Here is a 16952-nt window from a genome sequence, read left to right on the forward strand (position 1 = left end):
GAAATGAGGGGAAAGTGTCGTCATCGACTGTGCCGGCATCAGGCGCGTTATTGTCGGTCCAGAAGCTGACAAAGCTCTTCGGCAGCTTTGCTGCCTGTAACCACATAGACCTTGATATCGCTCCCGGCGAAATCCATGCATTGCTCGGCGAAAACGGCGCGGGAAAATCCACGCTGGTGAAGATGCTTTTCGGCGTCCTGGAGCCGAGTGAAGGCGATATCGTCTGGGAAGGCCGTCCGGTGGCGATCAACTCGCCCGGAGCCGCACGCAAGCTCGGCATCGGCATGGTGTTCCAACATTTCTCGCTTTTCGAGGCACTGACCGTTGCCGAAAACATTGCGCTCTCTCTCGATGACAGCATTCCGATCGGCAAGATCGCCGAGGAGGCGAGGGCGCTGTCGCAGGCCTATGGCCTGCCGCTCGACCCGCATGCCCATGTGGCCGATCTGTCTGTCGGCGAGCGCCAGCGCATCGAGATCGTCCGCGCGCTCTTGCAAAACCCGAAGCTGATCATTCTCGACGAGCCGACCTCGGTGCTGACGCCGCAGGAAGCTGACAAGCTGTTCGAGACGCTGTTCAAGCTCAAGGCCGAGGGTCGCTCGGTGCTTTACATCAGCCACCGCCTGGAAGAGGTGCAGCGCATCTGCGACCGCGCCACGGTTCTGCGTCACGGCAAGGTCACCGGCGCCTGCGTACCGGCCGATGAAACGCCGGCCTCGCTTGCGCGCATGATGGTCGGCAACGACGTGGCCTCCGTCACCCACCCCGATCGTGGCGCCAAGGGGCCAGTCCAACTTGCTGTCTCAGGCCTCTCCGTCGCCCCACGCACGCCCTTCGCCATGCCGCTGAAGGACGTGTCGATGACCGTCTGTTCGGGCCAGATCCTGGCGATCGCAGGCGTTGCCGGAAACGGGCAGGGCGAGTTGTTCGATGCGCTCTCGGGCGAATATCCGGTTTCGACACCCGAAGCCGTCGTCATCCGCAACAAGCCGGTTGGCACCCAAGGCATCACCGCCCGCCGCCTGCTCGGCGCCGGTTTCGTGCCCGAGGAGCGCCACGGCCACGCCGCCGTCTCCGCGATGAAGCTCTCCGACAACCTCGTGCTTGCCCGGAGCAAATCCGACCGCAAGGCGTTTCTGTCGGGCGGTTTCCTCAAGATCATCCGCCGCAGCGCCGTCAGGAACGCCACGAAGCGTATCTCCGAGGAAATGGATGTTCGCAAGAGTGGCGAGGATCCCGCAGCCGGTTCGCTCTCGGGCGGCAACCTGCAGAAATTCATCGTCGGCCGCGAGCTCGACCGCCAGCCGGCCGTCCTCGTCGTCAACCAGCCGACCTGGGGCGTGGACGCGGGCGCGGCAAGCCGCATCCGCCAGGCCCTCGTCGATCTCGCCCGCAATGGCTCTGCCGTCGTCGTCATCAGCCAGGATCTGGACGAGATATTCGAGGTCGCCACCGAAATCGCCGTCATCTCCGAGGGACGTCTGTCGTCGCCATTCCCTGCGGGCGAACTGACGCGCGAGAAGATCGGCCTGCTGATGGGCGGCCTGCATGAAAGCAAGACCGCGCCGGAGACCACGCATGCGCATTGAACTCGAAAAGCGCCCGCAGGCGTCGAAGCTCTATGGTCTCGTCTCGCCGCTGCTCGCGCTCGTTCTGACGCTGGTTGCCGGCGCGATCATGTTCGAGATCCTGGGCAAGGACCCGGTCGAGGCCCTCGACGCCTTCTTCCTGGAGCCGCTGCTCGAAGTCTGGTCGCTGCACGAGCTGGCGATCAAGGCCGCACCTCTGATCATGATCGCCGTCGGCCTGGCGGTCTGTTATCGCTCGAACAACTGGAACATCGGCGCCGAGGGCCAGTTCACCATGGGCGCGATCACCGGCTCGATCCTGCCGATCCTGTTCACTGAATGGCATTCGCCCCTGGTGCTGCCGCTGATGCTGATCATGGGCGCTCTCGGCGGAGCGCTGTTCGCCGGCATCCCGGCGCTGCTCAAGGCGCATTTCAACACCAATGAGATCCTGACCAGCCTGATGCTGGTCTATATCGCGCAGCTCTTTCTCGATTGGCTGATCCGCGGCGCCTGGCGCAATCCCGCCGGTTTCAACTTCCCCGAAAGCGTCTCCTTTCCGCCCGAAGCGGTGCTGCCGGCGATCTGGGAAGAATCCGGCCGCGCCCACTGGGCTTTCATCTTCGCGATCGTTGCCGCGATCCTCGTCTGGTTCATGCTGAAATACACGCTGAAGGGCTTCGAGATCGTCGTGCTCGGCCAGTCGGAACGGGCAGGGCGCTTTGCCGGTTTCTCGTCGAAGAAGATGATCTGGTTCAGCTTCCTATTCTCGGGCGCCCTCGCCGGTCTCGCCGGCATCTCGGAAGTCTCGGGCTCCATCGGTCACCTGCAGCCGGCGATCTCACCGGGCTACGGCTTCACGGCCATCATCGTCGCCTTCCTTGGTCGCCTCAATCCGCTCGGCATCATCGCTTCAGGCCTGGTGCTGGCGCTGACCTATCTGGGTGGGGAGGCGGCGCAGCTGTCGATCGGCGTCTCCGACAAGGTCACCCGCGTTTTCCAGGGGCTGCTGTTGTTCTTCGTCCTGTCCTGCGACACGCTGATCGCCTACAAGATCCGCATCGTCTGGTCGCGCGTCCGGGGAGGCGTCGCATGAGTATTTTCGAAGCCATCCTTCTGACAGTCATCACCGCTTCGACGCCGCTTGTCATCGCCGCACTCGGCGAACTGGTGACCGAACGCTCCGGCGTGCTGAACCTCGGCGTCGAGGGCATGATGATCATGGGCGCCGTTGCGGCGTTTGCCGGTGCGCAGATGTCCGGCTCGCCCTATATCGGGCTTCTAGCCGGTATCGCCATGGGCGCCATCTTCTCGCTGCTCTTCGCCTTCCTGACGCTGACGCTGGTCGCCAACCAGGTCGCGACGGGTCTTGCGCTCACCATCCTCGGCCTCGGCCTGTCGGGCATGCTCGGCGAAGGCTATGTCGGCGTGCCCGGCGTGCGGCTCGCGCCGATCGTCGTGCCCTATCTCTCCGACCTTCCCTTCGTCGGCTCGGTGCTCTTCAAGCAGGACTTGACCTTCTACCTGTCGCTGGCACTCGTCTTTGGCGTCAGCTGGTTCCTGTTCCGCAGCCGCGCCGGCCTCAAGCTGCGCGCCATCGGCGACAGCCACGGCTCGGCGCATGCACTCGGCATCAGCGTCATCCGCACCCGCTATCTCGCGGTGATGTTCGGTGGCGCCTGCGCGGGGCTTGCCGGTGCGCAGCTGTCGCTCGTCTATACGCCGCAATGGGTGGAGAACATGTCATCCGGCCGCGGCTGGATCACGCTGGCGCTGGTCGTCTTCGCTTCATGGCGTCCGTGGCGTGTCTTTGCCGGCGGTTATCTCTTCGGCGCGGTCACGATCCTGCAGCTGCATGCCCAGGCATTCGGCATCGGTATTCCGGCACAGTTCCTGTCGATGCTGCCTTATGCGGCCACTATTGTGGTTCTCGTCATCATTTCTCATAATCGGCGCACGACGCTGATCAACACGCCGGCGTCGCTGGGAAAACCATTCGTCCCGGAACGATAAAACAAGAACAAACGAACTTCGAAATTCCAAACCACAGGGGTTATCATGAAAAGACTAGCATTCGCATTTGCCGCTTCGGCAGCTGCCATTTTGAGCGTCGGCACATCCGCACAGGCCGCCGACAAGACCAAGGTCTGCTTCGTCTACGTCGGCTCGCACACCGACGGCGGCTACTCGCAGGCGCACGACCTCGGCCGCCAGCAGATCCAGAAGGAATTCGGCGACAAGATCGACACGCCTTATCTCGAGAACGTTCCTGAAGGCCCGGATGCCGAGCGCGCCATCGAGCGTCTCGCCCGCTCCGGCTGCAAGCTGATCTTCTCCACCTCGTTCGGCTTCATGGACGCCACCGTCAAGGTCGCCGCCAAGTTCCCGGATGTGAAGTTCGAGCACGGCACCGGCTACAAGTCCGGCCCGAACCTTGCGACCTACAACTCGCGCTTCTACGAAGGCCGCTACATCCTCGGCCAGATTGCAGCCAAGACCTCGAAGAACCACGGTGCCGCCTACATCGCCTCCTTCCCGATCCCGGAAGTGGTCATGGGTATCAACTCCTTCGAGCAGGGCGCGAAGTCTGTCGATCCTGATTTCAAGCTCAAGGTCATCTGGGTGAACACCTGGTTCGACCCGGGCAAGGAAGCCGACGCCGCCAAGGCCATGGTCGACCAGGGCGTCGACGTGCTGACGCAGCACACCGACACGACGGCCCCGATGCAGGTTGCCGAAGAACGCGGCATCCACGCGTTCGGCCAGGCTTCCGACATGATCGCAGCCGGCCCGAAGGCGCAGCTGACGGCTATCGTCGACACCTGGGGCAATTACTACTCCAAGCGCGTTCACGCGCTGCTCGACGGCACCTGGAAGTCCGAGCAGAGCTGGGACGGCCTGAAGGATAACATCCTTAAGATGGCCGACTACACCAACATGCCCGACGACGTGAAGAAGATGGCTCAGGATACCGAGGCCAAGATCAAGTCCGGCGAACTGCATCCCTTCACCGGTCCGATCAACAAGCAGGACGGCACCCCGTGGCTGAAGGCTGGCGAGAAGGCTGACGACGCCACGCTGCTCGGCATGAACTTCTACGTCGAGGGCGTGGACGACAAGCTGCCGAAGTGAGCTTTTCTCACTGTTAGCACATGCGAAAGGGCGCTCGTTTCGGGCGCCCTTTTTTGCTGCATTGCATACCAGAAAGTGCATTTACAAAAGTAATACTATATGATTTTCCTAGTGCGTGCCGCGGGAGGCGGCTTTTGGAGGAAATCATGAAATTCAAGACAGCACTCATGAGTGCCACGGTTTTTGCTGCCTGCATGTTCGGCTCGGCACAGGCCGCCGAACTGGTTGTTGGCTTCTCGCAGATCGGCTCTGAATCGGGCTGGCGCGCTGCTGAGACGACCGTCACCAAGGAAGAGGCCAAGAAGCGCGGCATCGACCTGAAGTTCGCCGATGCCCAGCAGAAGCAGGAAAACCAGATCAAGGCGATCCGCTCCTTCATCGCCCAGGGCGTCAACGCCATCCTGCTCGCTCCTGTCGTCGAAACCGGTTGGGACGCGGTTCTGAAGGAAGCCAAGGAAGCCAACATCCCGGTCATCCTTCTCGACCGCACGATCAAGGCGCCTGAGGATCTCTACCTGACTGCTGTCACCTCCGACCAGGTGCATGAAGGCAAGGTTGCCGGTGACTGGCTCGTGAAGACCGTTGCCGACAAGAAGTGCAACATCGTCGAGCTCCAGGGCACCACAGGCTCCTCGCCGGCCATCGCCCGCAAGAAGGGCTTCGAGGAGGCCATTGCCGGCAAGTCGAACTTCAAGATCGTTCGCAGCCAGACCGGCGACTTTACCCGCACCAAGGGTAAGGAAGTCATGGAAAGCTTCCTGAAGGCTGAGAACGGCGGCAAGGACATCTGCGCCCTCTACGCCCATAACGACGACATGGCTGTCGGCGGTATCCAGGCGATCAAGGAAGCCGGCCTGAAGCCGGGCAAGGACATCCTCGTCGTCTCGATCGACTCCGTTCCTGATATCTTCAAGGCAATGGAAGCCGGTGAAGCCAACGCGACCGTCGAGCTGACGCCGAATATGGCGGGCCCGGCATTCGACGCGCTCGACGCTTACCTCAAGGACAAGAAGGCTCCGGCCAAGTGGATCCAGACCGAATCGAAGCTCTACACCCAGGCTGACGATCCGAAGAAGGTCTACGAGTCCAAGAAGGGCCTCGGCTACTGATCTGACGCATGAACCGCACCGGTCCGTCATGGACCGGTGCGGAACTGCCGCGAACGCTGCCAGACATCATGTCGGGTTGCTATCAGGCCATGTCGGTCAATATCAGGAAAAGCCCACTTGATGATTCACAATTTCGAGAACGTCCTTGCCGCATCAGGCATATCGAAATTCTTCCCCGGAGCCGTCGCTCTCGACAAGGTCGATTTCACCCTTCGCAAGGGCGAAGTGCACGCGCTGCTGGGTGAAAACGGCGCCGGAAAATCGACGCTGATCAAGTGCATTACCGGCGCTTATCGCCGCGACGAAGGCAGCCTCACGCTTGATGGCGCCGAGATCGATCCGGCTGATACCCTTGCTGCGCAGCGGCTTGGCATCGGAACGGTGTATCAGGAGGTCAATCTCCTTTCCAATTTGAGCGTCGCGGAGAACCTGTTTCTCGGGCGTCAGCCGAAGCGCTTCGGCATGATCGACGTTTCCGCCATGAACCGCCAGGCGCGCGAACTGCTGCGACAATATGGCATGGAGATAGACGTCACCGCGCAGCTCGATCGCTTCTCCGTCGCCGTCCAGCAGGTCGTGGCCATTGCCCGCGCCGTCGATCTCTCCGGCAAGGTGCTGATCCTGGACGAACCGACGGCAAGCCTCGACGCGCAGGAAGTGGCGATGCTCTTCGGTATCATGCGTGACCTGAAGAAACGCGGACTAGGTATTGTTTTCATTACCCACTTCCTCGAGCAAGTCTACGACATCAGCGACCGCATCACGGTTTTGCGCAACGGCAAGCTGGTCGGCACCCGCGAGAAAGCCGAACTGCCGCGCCAGGGCCTGATCTCTATGATGCTCGGCCATGAACTGGCGCATGCCGAAGCCGCAGTGAAGGAACGCAGCGTCGCCGCCGGTCCGGTGAAATATAGCTTCGAGGGATACGGCAAACGCGGCAAGGTGAAGCCCTTCGATCTGAACGTTCGCGTCGGCGAGGTCGTCGGCGTCGCCGGTCTGCTTGGCTCCGGACGCACGGAAACGGCCGAGCTTCTCTTCGGCATCGAGAATGCCGATAGCGGCACCGCCAAGATCGATGGAAAGCCTGTCGCTCTCTCCAACCCGCGAGCCGCGATCCGCGCCGGTTTCGGCTTCTGCCCCGAGGATCGCAAGACCGATGGCATCATCGGCGATCTGTCGATCCGCGAGAACATCGCGCTGGCGCTGCAGGCGCGCCGGGGATGGGCGCGGCCGCTGTCTCGTGGCGAGCAGAACACGCTTGCCGACCAGTACATCAAGGCGCTCGACATCCGCACCACCGACCGCGAAAAGCCGATCCGTCTGCTGTCAGGCGGCAATCAGCAGAAGGCGATCCTCGCCCGCTGGCTGGCCACCAATCCCGACTTCCTGATCCTCGACGAGCCGACCCGCGGCATCGATGTCGGCGCCCATGCCGAGATCATAAAGCTGATCGAGGAGCTCTGTGAAAGGGGCATGTCCCTGATCGTTATTTCATCGGAATTAGAAGAGCTTATCGCCTATAGTTCACGTATCTTGGTATTGCGGGACCGCGAGCACGTGGCGGAGTTGACGGGTGAGAACGTCAGCACGTCGCGCATCGTCCAGGCAATCGCCGCCGTGCAGAAAAAGACGGAGGACGCATGACGTCGTCACAGAAGGCGCTGCTCATCCGCCTGGCACCACAATTGATCGCGCTTGCGGTCATATTGCTGTTGAACTTCATTATGTTCCCGCAGTTTTTTAATGTCACAATTCAAAATGGCCGGCTCTATGGCAGCTTGATCGACGTCTTGAATCGCGGCGCTCCCGTAGCGCTGCTGGCGATCGGCATGACGCTCGTTATCGCCACGAAGGGTATCGACCTTTCCGTCGGCGCAGTCATCGCCATCTGCGGCGCCGTCGCAGCGTCGTCGATCGTCTCAGGCAACTCGCTCGCCTGGACGCTGGTGCTGACGCTGCTCATCGGTCTCGCATGCGGTGTCTGGAACGGCTTCCTCGTAGCGGTCCTCAACATCCAGCCGATCATCGCCACCCTGGTGCTGATGGTTGCCGGTCGCGGCATCGCGCAGTTGATCACCGAGGGCGTGATCATGACCTTCAACGATGACGGTCTGATCTTCTTCGGCAGCGGCTCCTTCGCCTTCATGCCGATGCCCGTCGTCATCTGGCTGGTCGTTGGCGTTCTGGTCACGCTACTTGTCCGCCGCACCGCGCTCGGCATGCTCGTCGAGGCAACCGGCATCAACCGCCGCGCAAGCACGCTGTCGGGCGTTCGCACGCCCGTGCTGCTGATGGCCGTTTACATGCTGAGCGGGCTTTGCGCGGCGATCGCCGGCATCATCGTCGCCGCCGACATCAAGGGAGCCGACGCCAACAATGCCGGCCTCTGGCTTGAGCTTGACGCAATCCTCGCGGTCGTCGTCGGCGGCAACTCGCTGCTCGGCGGGCGCTTCAGCATCGTCGGCTCCCTTATCGGCGCGATGATCATCCAGGCGGTCAACACCGGCATCCTGCTCTCGGGCTTCCCGCCGGAGTTCAACCTGATCATCAAGGCGGTGATTGTTCTGGTCATCCTGGTGATCCAGTCGCCGGCCGTGCAATCGGCAGCCGTCTTTATGGGGCGTCGCTCTAGCCCGAGAGGGGAACTGCAGAAATGAATTCGAAATACCTGCCGCTGCTGGCGACAATCGTTATCTTCATCCTCTCCTACGCTGTCTGCGCGATGCAGTATCCGAGCATGCTGTCGACGCGCGTGGTCGGCAACCTCCTGACCGACAACGCCTTCCTCGGCATCGCCGCCGTCGGCATGACCTTCGTGATCATCTCGGGCGGTATCGACCTCTCGATCGGTTCGGTCATCGCTTTCACCGGCGTGTTCCTCGCCGTCATCCTGCAGAACACCAGCATCCATCCGCTGGTCGCCTTCGCGCTGGTGCTCGTCATCACCACGGCTTTCGGCGCGGCGATGGGGGCCGTGATCCACTATCTGCAGATGCCGGCTTTCATCGTCACGCTGGCTGGCATGTTCCTGGCGCGCGGCATGGCCTTCGTGCTCTCCATCGACAGCATCCCGATCGGCCACGATTATTACAACACGCTGTCAGGCCTCTATTACAAGCTGCCGGGCGGCGGCCGACTCACTTTGATCGGCGCCGTGATGCTCCTGGTCTTCGCCGTCGGCATCTTCATTGCCCACCGCACCCGCTTCGGCACCAACGTTTACGCGCTTGGCGGCGGGGCGCACACGGCGCAGTTGATGGGTGTGCCGGTTGGTCGCACCACAATTCAGATTTATGCGCTTTCCGGCTTCCTTGCCGGCCTGTCCGGAATCGTTTTTTCCCTCTATACGTCCGCCGGCTACTCGTTGGCGGCCGTCGGTGTCGAGCTCGATGCCATCGCGGCGGTTGTCATTGGGGGCACTTTGCTGACGGGTGGAGCGGGATTTGTAGCAGGAACCTTTATCGGGCTCCTGATACAGGGGTTGATTCAGACCTACATCACCTTCGATGGAACACTCTCCAGTTGGTGGACGAAGATACTGATCGGCCTGCTGCTTTTTGCATTCATCCTGATGCAGAAGGCCATCCTGTTCCTCTCGAGTTTGAACAAGAGGTATGCCTGACGGGGGTCGTGGCTTGCGCAATAGAATTCTGGACACCGGGAAGACACAACGCCGATCTCGCACCAGCCACGCACAGGTGGTGGACGAACTCGGCCGCTCCATCGTCGCCGGCACCTATCCCGTCGGGAGCATTCTCCCCGGCGATATCGATCTCGCGCAGCGCTTCAAGGTGTCCCGCACGGTTCTTCGCGAAACGATGAAGACTCTGGCCGCCAAGGGCATGATCGTCGCCAAGGCGCGCGTCGGTACCCGGGTCACCGAAAAGAGCCAGTGGAATATGTTCGACAGCGAGGTGATCGCCTGGCACTTCGATGACGACGTGACCGAGGAGTTCCTGCTGCAGCTTTACGATATCCGGCTGGCCGTCGAACCTTTCGCGGCTGGCCTCGCGGCCGAGCGGGCAACGCCTGAAGAGATCGCGCTCCTGACCGATCTCGCCAAGGAGATGGCGGCGCCCGATCATACGACCGAGAGCCTCGCGATGGCCGATCTCGAGTTCCATCTCGCTGTCGCCGATGCCGCGCACAATCCTTTCATGCACACGCTCGGAAGCCTCATCGAGGCAGCACTCGTCGGCATGTTCCGCATCAGTACGCCGCCGTCGCAGAACGGCTTCTCGAACATCGCAGAGACACACATGCGCATCGTCAAGGCGATCGCGGCAGGCGACGTGCCGGCCGCCCGTTCAGCGATGGAGGCGGTCATCGTCGAGGGCCGCGATCATGTGCATGACGCCTATGCCGGAATGACCAGGGTATCGGCCTAATCCTTTTTTGATCTTTGTTCCGTTATCGAGTTGCTGCTATGAGGCGGCAACGCGCCTGTAACGGATTCTTGGGAGCAGACCATGGAACGCACTTGTCTTGCCGTCATTCTCGCCGCGGGTGACAGCACGCGAATGAAATCGTCGAAGTCGAAGGTTCTCCACCCGGTGGCCAACCGCCCGATGATCGCCCATGTCGTCGAAGCCGTGGCGAAGACCGATATCGGCGCCGTGGCACTCGTGGTCGGTCGTGACGCTGACGAAGTCGCCAAGGCGGCCGCGGTCGGCGGTGTCGAGATCGAGGCCTATCTCCAGAAGGAACGCCTGGGCACCGGCCATGCGGTGCTTGCAGCGCGCGCGGCTATTGCGCGCGGCTATGACGATGTGATCGTCACCTACGGCGACGTTCCCCTGCAAACGGCAGCGCCTCTGAAGGCGGCACGGCAGGCGCTGGCCGACGGCAGCGATATCGTCGTCATCGGCTTCCACACCGACAAGCCGACCGGCTACGGCCGTCTGCTGGTCAAGGACGGCGAGCTGATTGCCATCCGCGAAGAGAAGGATGCGACCGACGCCGAGCGCGCCGTCACCTGGTGCAACAGCGGCCTGATGGCGATTAACGGCCGCAAGGCGCTGGAGCTTCTGGCGTTGATCGGCAACAACAATGCCAAGGGCGAGTATTATCTGACCGATCTCGTCGAGATCGCCCGCTCGCAGGGCGGCCGCGTCACCGCCGTCGATGCCCCCGAGGTCGAAATGACCGGCACCAACAACCGCGCCGAGCTCGCCGTCATCGAGCGGCTCTGGCAGGAGCGCCGTCGCCACGAACTGATGATCTCGGGCGTCACCATGATCGCTCCCGAAACCGTCTTCCTGTCCTACGACACGGTCATCGGCCAGGATGCATTGATCGAACCGAACGTCGTCTTCGGCCCCGGCGTGGTGATCGATGGCGGCGCCATCATCCATGCCTTCTCGCATATCGAGGGCGCGCATGTCAGTGCCGGTGCCACGGTCGGTCCGTTCGCGAGGTTGCGGCCGGGCGCGGATCTCGCCGAAGGCTCCAAGGTCGGCAATTTCTGCGAGGTGAAGAACGGCAAGGTGGGCGAGGGCGCCAAGGTCAATCATCTGACCTATATCGGCGACGCCCGCATTGGCGCCGGCGCCAATATCGGCGCGGGCACGATTACCTGCAACTATGACGGCGTCAACAAGAGCGAAACGATCATCGGCGCAAACGCTTTCGTCGGATCGAACTCCTCGCTGGTGGCGCCTGTCAGCATTGGCGACAATGCCTACATCGCCTCCGGCAGCGTCATAACCAATGACGTGCCGGCCGATGCGCTTGCCTTTGGACGCGCGCGCCAGGAGATCAAGCCCGGCCGCGCCAAGATCTTGCGCGAACTGGCGCTTGCGAAGAAGGCCGCCAAGAAGGCGAAAGGCTGATTGCCTTCGTAACGCGCGGTCACCGAAAGTGACCGCCGGGCCGATTGAGTAAAAAGTGAAAATTGTTACGACTGCCTGCAATTGATTGCTGGCTCTGGGGATTTCTTTATGTGTGGTATTGTTGGTATCGTTGGTAACAGCCCTGTGGCGGTGCGTCTTGTCGATGCGCTGAAGCGGCTTGAATATCGCGGTTATGATTCCGCCGGCGTCGCCACCATCAACGATGGCGCCATGGACCGCCGTCGCGCCGAGGGCAAACTCTTCAATCTCGAAAAGCGCCTCGACGCCGAGCCGCTGCCCGGCACGACAGGTATTGCCCACACCCGCTGGGCAACGCACGGTGTTCCGAACGAAACCAATGCTCACCCGCATTTCGTCAAGGGCGTCGCCGTCGTTCACAACGGCATCATCGAGAACTTCTCCGAACTGCGCGATGAACTGACCGCCGAAGGCGCCGTGTTCGAAACGCAGACCGACACCGAAGTCGTGGCGCATCTTGTTGCGAAGTATCTCGGCGAAGGCATCGAGCCGCGCGCAGCAATGATGAAGATGCTGAACCGCGTCACCGGCGCCTACGCGCTGGCCGTCATGCTGCAAAAGGACCCCGACACGATCATGGCGGCCCGCTCCGGCCCGCCGCTCGCCGTGGGCTACGGCAAGGGCGAGATGTTCCTGGGCTCCGACGCCATCGCGCTGTCGCCCTTTACCAGCGAGATCACCTATCTCGTCGACGGCGACTGGGCGGTCCTGACCAAGGACGGCGCGACCATCCTCGATTTCGACGGCAACGAAGTCTCGCGTCCGCGCCAGATCTCGCAGACGACGGCCTATGTCGTCGACAAGGGCAATCACCGCCACTTCATGGAAAAGGAAATCTACGAGCAGCCGGAGGTCATCTCCCACGCGCTCAGCCAGTATGTGGATTTCGCCAGCAACACGATCAGCGCCAACGCGGCGGCGATTGATTTCAAGTCGGTGACCGGTCTTGCCATCTCCGCCTGCGGCACCGCCTATCTGGCCGGTCTGGTCGGCAAATACTGGTTCGAGCGCTATGCGCGCCTGCCTGTCGAGATCGACGTTGCCTCCGAGTTCCGCTACCGCGAAATGCCGCTGTCGCCGACGCAGGCAGCACTCTTCATCTCGCAGTCGGGCGAAACCGCCGATACGTTGGCGTCGCTGCGCTATTGCAAGGACAATGGCCTGAAGATCGGCGCCGTCGTCAACGTCAAGGAATCGACGATCGCCCGTGAATCGGATGCGATCTTCCCGATCATGGCCGGCCCGGAAATCGGCGTCGCCTCCACCAAGGCCTTCACCTGCCAGCTCGCCGTTCTGGCATCGCTGGCATTGGGCGCCGGCAAGGCGAGGGGCACGATCGGCCCGGATCAGGAAAAGGAGTTGGTACGCCATCTCGCCGAGATGCCGCGCATCATGAGCCGCGTGCTCAATGCCATCCAACCGCAGATGGAAACCCTGTCTCGCGAGCTGTCGAAGTGCAAGGACGTGCTCTATCTCGGCCGCGGCACCAGCTATCCGCTCGCCATGGAAGGCGCGCTGAAGCTCAAGGAAATCTCCTATATCCACGCCGAAGGCTATGCGGCCGGCGAATTGAAGCACGGCCCGATCGCGCTGATCGACGAGAACATGCCCGTCATCGTCATCGCGCCCTACGACCGCTTCTTCGAAAAGACGGTGTCGAACATGCAGGAAGTGGCAGCCCGTGGCGGCCGCATCATCTTCATCACCGATGAAGCGGGTGCCGCGCATTCCAAGCTGCCGACCATGGCGACGATCGTTCTTCCCAATGTCGACGAGATCATCGCGCCGATGATCTTCTCGCTGCCGATCCAGCTTCTGGCCTATCACACGGCGGTCTTCATGGGCACCGATGTGGATCAGCCGCGCAACCTCGCCAAGTCGGTCACGGTCGAGTGAGGCCGGCCGACCGAGGCTTGTGCGGCGCGGCGAATTCTGGCAGTTTCTGGCACGGAAAGCACGGGGGCACTGATTTCCGATCGCAGCTAAACTCAACGGAGTTCGTCGGCATACGATGACGGAAAAACTGCCCCGACTGTCGGTCGCGTCGCGCATCAGAAACAACTTTCTGGCGGGCATCATCATCTGCGCGCCGATCGCCATCACGCTGTGGCTGACATGGTCGGTGGTGCGCTGGGCCGATAGCTGGGTGAAACCCTATCTGCCAGCGCGCTATGATCCCGACAACTACCTGAATTTCGCGGTTCCCGGCTCCGGCCTGCTGATCGGCCTGATCATCATCACCATCATCGGCTTTCTCGGCAAGAACCTGATCGGCCAGCAGATCGTGATGTTCAGCGAGTCCCTCGTGCGCCGCGTTCCGCTGGTCCGTGTCATCTACAAGAGCGTCAAGCAGATCTTCGAGACGGTGCTCAAGGAGCGTAGCAACTCCTTCAAGAAGGTCGGGTTGATCGAGTATCCGAGCCAGGGCTTCTGGGCGATGGTCTTCATCGCGACGGATGCGAAGGGTGAGATTGCCTCGAAGTTCAACGCCATGGGCCACGACATGGTCAGCGTCTTCCTGCCGCCGACCCCGGTTCCGACGGCGGGCTTCCTGATCTTCGTGCCGCGCGAAAAGATCGTGCTGCTCGACATGTCGCCGGAAGACGCCGCGAAGCTTCTGATTTCGGGTGGCCTCGTGACGCCTGAAGAGCTGGCCTCGCAGATCGCCGCCCCTGAGCCTGCACGCAAGCCGCTGCCGGCGCCGGTCGAGATGTAATCCAGCCGGCTCAGCCGCCGGCCTTCTCCCACTTCTTCACCAATCGGTCGCGCTTCAGCTTCGACAGACGCTGCAGCCAGAAAATCCCGTCGAGCTGGTCGATCTCGTGTTGGATGCAGATGGCGAGAAAGCCCTCCGCGTCCTCCTCGTGGGTGTGTCCATCGACACCCTGATAGCGGAACCGGATCGCGTTCGGCCTGATTACCTCGTCGGTAGCGCCAGGCATCGACACGCTGCCCTCGGTATTGCGGCTGGTCTCCTCGGATGCACTGATGATCTCGGGATTGACGTAAACCCGCACCCCATCTTCGCGGCTAAGCTCGATGACAGTCACGCGCTCGAACACGCCGATATGAGCCGCCGTGATGCCGACACCAGGCGCCGCACGCATCGTGTCGAGGAGGTCGGCGACARGCGTGCGCAGCGTGTTGTCGAAGGCAGTCACCAGGGCGCAGGGCGTTTTCAGGCCGGGGTGAGGGAAGCGTAGAATGGGGCGGACGGTCACGAAAACCTCTCCTGATTTCAGATGCGCCGAAACTATCTTCCGACTGGCGAATTGTCATCCGTATGAACGGTTTAACGCTGGACGTTCCTATGTCTTTGGGCTAGCACGGGTTGAATTCCGGCGTATCGAAGCGTTCTAAACTTCGAAAGAGATGCGAGGGCGGCAAAGATGACGAACGACGCAGAAGAGCTCGTCCGCACGCGTCCGGAGGACAGCGAAGCCGAGCTCTACGACGAGAACGGAAACGTCCGCAGCGACTTCCTGGCGCTTGTCGGCGCGGCGATCGCCGACCGCGATACGATCTTCCTAAGACAGCACGTCGCACGCCTGCACGAATCGGAACTGGGCGATCTGCTGGAATCGATCCAGCCCGATCAGCGCTTAGCGCTCGTCCGCCTGCTCGGCGACCAGTTCGACATGACGGCGCTGACCGAGGTCGACGAGGCGATCCGCCGCGAAATCGTCGACCAGATGCCGAACGAGCAGATCGCAGCGGCGATCGGCGAGCTCGATTCGGACGACGCCGTCTACATTCTGGAAGATCTCGACCAGGAAGACCGCGACGAGATCCTGGCGCAGCTGCCGTTCACCGAGCGCGTTCGCCTGCGCCGGGCGCTCGATTATCCCGAGAGCTCCGCCGGCCGCCGCATGCAGACGGAGTTCGTTGCCGTGCCGCCGTTCTGGACGGTCGGCCAGACGATCGACTACATGCGCGACGAGGAGAACCTGCCGGATTCCTTCTCGCAGATCTTCGTTATCGATCCGACGTTCAAGCTGCTCGGCGCCATCGATCTCGACAAGATCCTGCGCACCAAGCGGCAGAACAAGATCGAAACGATCATGCGCGAGACCAACCACCCGATCCCGGCCGAGATGGACCAGGAAGAGGCGGCGCAGCTTTTCGAACAATACGACCTTCTCTCCGCCGCCGTCGTCGACGAGAACGACCGGCTGGTCGGCGTGCTCACCATCGACGACGTCGTCGACGTCATCCACGAAGAAGCCGACGAGGACATCAAGCGCCTAGGCGGTGTCGGCGACGAAGAACTGTCGGACAACGTCTTCTCGACCGTCAAGTCGCGCTTCCTGTGGCTGGTGATCAATCTTGGAACAGCACTTCTATCGGCCAGCGTCATCGGCCTGTTCGACGGGTCAATCGAGAAGATGATCGCGCTCGCCGTGCTGATGCCGATCGTTGCCTCCATGGGCGGCAATGCCGGGACGCAGACCATGACCGTGACCGTGCGCGCGCTCGCGACCGGCGATCTGGATATCTACAATGCCGGGCGCGTCATTCGAAGGGAAGTGGCGGTCGGCCTTGCCAATGGCGCCATGTTCTCGGTGATCATGGGCACCATCGCCGCCACCTGGTTTCATGATTACCAACTTGGCTTCGTCATCGGCTCGGCCATGATCATCAATCTCTTCGCCGCCGCCGTCGCCGGCATTCTTTTGCCGTTGTTGCTCGATAAGGTCGGAGCCGATCCCGCGATCGCCTCGTCGGTTTTCGTGACCACGGTCACCGATTGCACCGGCTTCTTCGCTTTCCTGGGGATCGCCACCTGGTGGTTTGGCATATAGGCAACTCGCAACCGGGTTGCACAAATTGACTATTACGTAAAAGTCAATATTATGGGTTCCTGAATATCGAGGGACCCATGCCGGTTAGCAAATATTACAGCATCACGGAGTTGACGCGCGAATTCGGAGTTTCGACGCGCACACTTCGCTTTTATGAAGACGAAGGCCTCATTCACCCGGAGCGTCGTGGCCGCACGCGGCTGTTTCGCCCGACCGACCGGCGCCTGATCCAGGAGATCCTGCGCGGTCGCCGCATCGGCTTCACCATCGCCGAAATTCGCGAAATCATTCAGGTTTACAAGGAGCCGCCGGGCGAGCTTGGTCAGTTGAAGCTTCTGATGAAGCGCGTCGACGAGAAGCGCGAAGACTTGCGCCAGAAGCGCAAGGATATCGACGACACTCTGGCCGAACTCGACAATATCGAAGAATCCTGCCTCGGCCGCCTCGCGGAAATTGGGGTCGGCACCTGAT

General features: G+C 61.6%; 15 protein-coding genes. 14 read left to right on the top strand and 1 reads right to left on the bottom strand.

Annotated elements, in window-relative coordinates:
• The first annotated feature begins 14 nt into the window (after nt 1-14).
• From AC1DOG_RS15675 to AC1DOG_RS15730, 12 genes are all read left to right on the top strand, one after another.
• Nucleotides 15-1589: an ABC transporter ATP-binding protein gene (locus tag AC1DOG_RS15675; protein WP_477929240.1), complete on the top strand. Its 1575-nt coding sequence runs from the start codon at nt 15-17 to the stop codon at nt 1587-1589.
• Nucleotides 1579-2664, top strand: a complete 1086-nt coding sequence (locus AC1DOG_RS15680; RefSeq protein WP_477929242.1) for an ABC transporter permease — start codon at nt 1579-1581, stop codon at nt 2662-2664. Before AC1DOG_RS15675 ends, AC1DOG_RS15680 begins: the two co-directional genes overlap by 11 nt.
• Nucleotides 2661-3581 (top strand): ABC transporter permease, encoded by a 921-nt coding sequence (locus tag AC1DOG_RS15685; protein ID WP_477929244.1) that lies wholly within the window; start codon nt 2661-2663, stop codon nt 3579-3581. The genes AC1DOG_RS15680 and AC1DOG_RS15685 overlap by 4 nt, the downstream gene beginning before the upstream one ends.
• Nucleotides 3582-3626: 45 nt before the next feature.
• Complete coding sequence (locus tag AC1DOG_RS15690) at nt 3627-4700, top strand: BMP family ABC transporter substrate-binding protein (RefSeq protein WP_113200230.1); 1074 nt, start codon at nt 3627-3629, stop codon at nt 4698-4700.
• A gap of 146 nt (nt 4701-4846) precedes the next feature.
• Entirely contained in the window at nt 4847-5809 is a 963-nt protein-coding gene (ytfQ, locus tag AC1DOG_RS15695) for a galactofuranose ABC transporter, galactofuranose-binding protein YtfQ (protein ID WP_112945640.1), read from the top strand.
• 120 nt (nt 5810-5929) lie between these two features.
• The gene (gene ytfR / locus AC1DOG_RS15700; protein ID WP_112945639.1) at nt 5930-7453 is read left to right on the top strand and encodes a galactofuranose ABC transporter, ATP-binding protein YtfR; all 1524 of its coding nucleotides are present in this window, start codon (nt 5930-5932) and stop codon (nt 7451-7453) included.
• The gene (locus AC1DOG_RS15705; protein WP_047510356.1) at nt 7450-8466 is read left to right on the top strand and encodes an ABC transporter permease; all 1017 of its coding nucleotides are present in this window, start codon (nt 7450-7452) and stop codon (nt 8464-8466) included. Before ytfR ends, AC1DOG_RS15705 begins: the two co-directional genes overlap by 4 nt.
• Nucleotides 8463-9431, top strand: a complete 969-nt coding sequence (yjfF, locus tag AC1DOG_RS15710; protein WP_047510358.1) for a galactofuranose ABC transporter, permease protein YjfF — start codon at nt 8463-8465, stop codon at nt 9429-9431. The genes AC1DOG_RS15705 and yjfF overlap by 4 nt, the downstream gene beginning before the upstream one ends.
• Complete coding sequence (locus tag AC1DOG_RS15715) at nt 9424-10197, top strand: FadR/GntR family transcriptional regulator (RefSeq protein ID WP_402929091.1); 774 nt, start codon at nt 9424-9426, stop codon at nt 10195-10197. Before yjfF ends, AC1DOG_RS15715 begins: the two co-directional genes overlap by 8 nt.
• An 81-nt stretch (nt 10198-10278) precedes the next feature.
• Nucleotides 10279-11640: a bifunctional UDP-N-acetylglucosamine diphosphorylase/glucosamine-1-phosphate N-acetyltransferase GlmU gene (glmU, locus tag AC1DOG_RS15720; RefSeq protein WP_477929248.1), complete on the top strand. Its 1362-nt coding sequence runs from the start codon at nt 10279-10281 to the stop codon at nt 11638-11640.
• A gap of 108 nt (nt 11641-11748) precedes the next feature.
• Complete coding sequence (glmS, locus tag AC1DOG_RS15725) at nt 11749-13575, top strand: glutamine--fructose-6-phosphate transaminase (isomerizing) (RefSeq protein WP_477929250.1); 1827 nt, start codon at nt 11749-11751, stop codon at nt 13573-13575.
• 115 nt (nt 13576-13690) lie between these two features.
• On the top strand, nt 13691-14395 hold the full coding sequence (locus AC1DOG_RS15730) for a DUF502 domain-containing protein (RefSeq protein ID WP_477929252.1): 705 nt from the start codon (nt 13691-13693) through the stop codon (nt 14393-14395).
• A 10-nt stretch (nt 14396-14405) separates the two neighbouring features.
• Here the strand turns inward: AC1DOG_RS15730 and AC1DOG_RS15735 are convergent, their stop codons facing one another.
• On the bottom strand, nt 14406-14900 hold the full coding sequence (locus AC1DOG_RS15735) for a peptide deformylase (protein WP_477929254.1): 495 nt from the start codon (nt 14898-14900) through the stop codon (nt 14406-14408).
• Nucleotides 14901-15068: 168 nt separating this feature from the next.
• On the opposite strand from AC1DOG_RS15735, the gene mgtE reads away from it, so the two are divergent.
• Together mgtE and AC1DOG_RS15745 are read left to right on the top strand one after the other, a co-directional pair.
• The gene (mgtE, locus tag AC1DOG_RS15740; RefSeq protein ID WP_477929256.1) at nt 15069-16481 is read left to right on the top strand and encodes a magnesium transporter; all 1413 of its coding nucleotides are present in this window, start codon (nt 15069-15071) and stop codon (nt 16479-16481) included.
• A gap of 77 nt (nt 16482-16558) precedes the next feature.
• Entirely contained in the window at nt 16559-16951 is a 393-nt protein-coding gene (locus AC1DOG_RS15745) for a MerR family transcriptional regulator (protein ID WP_018899930.1), read from the top strand.
• Nucleotide 16952 lies beyond the last annotated feature (1 nt).

Source organism: Rhizobium sp. 01N48 (assembly GCF_056399145.1).

Coding starts and splice junctions, on each gene's coding strand:
- AC1DOG_RS15680 (WP_477929242.1), top strand. CDS start 1,579: ATGCGCATTGAACTCGAAAAGCGCCCGCAGGCGTCGAAGCTCTATGGT.
- glmS (WP_477929250.1), top strand. CDS start 11,749: ATGTGTGGTATTGTTGGTATCGTTGGTAACAGCCCTGTGGCGGTGCGT.
- glmU (WP_477929248.1), top strand. CDS start 10,279: ATGGAACGCACTTGTCTTGCCGTCATTCTCGCCGCGGGTGACAGCACG.
- AC1DOG_RS15705 (WP_047510356.1), top strand. CDS start 7,450: ATGACGTCGTCACAGAAGGCGCTGCTCATCCGCCTGGCACCACAATTG.
- AC1DOG_RS15730 (WP_477929252.1), top strand. CDS start 13,691: ATGACGGAAAAACTGCCCCGACTGTCGGTCGCGTCGCGCATCAGAAAC.
- AC1DOG_RS15715 (WP_402929091.1), top strand. CDS start 9,424: ATGCCTGACGGGGGTCGTGGCTTGCGCAATAGAATTCTGGACACCGGG.
- AC1DOG_RS15690 (WP_113200230.1), top strand. CDS start 3,627: ATGAAAAGACTAGCATTCGCATTTGCCGCTTCGGCAGCTGCCATTTTG.
- AC1DOG_RS15685 (WP_477929244.1), top strand. CDS start 2,661: ATGAGTATTTTCGAAGCCATCCTTCTGACAGTCATCACCGCTTCGACG.
- mgtE (WP_477929256.1), top strand. CDS start 15,069: ATGACGAACGACGCAGAAGAGCTCGTCCGCACGCGTCCGGAGGACAGC.
- yjfF (WP_047510358.1), top strand. CDS start 8,463: ATGAATTCGAAATACCTGCCGCTGCTGGCGACAATCGTTATCTTCATC.
- ytfQ (WP_112945640.1), top strand. CDS start 4,847: ATGAAATTCAAGACAGCACTCATGAGTGCCACGGTTTTTGCTGCCTGC.
- ytfR (WP_112945639.1), top strand. CDS start 5,930: ATGATTCACAATTTCGAGAACGTCCTTGCCGCATCAGGCATATCGAAA.
- AC1DOG_RS15745 (WP_018899930.1), top strand. CDS start 16,559: ATGCCGGTTAGCAAATATTACAGCATCACGGAGTTGACGCGCGAATTC.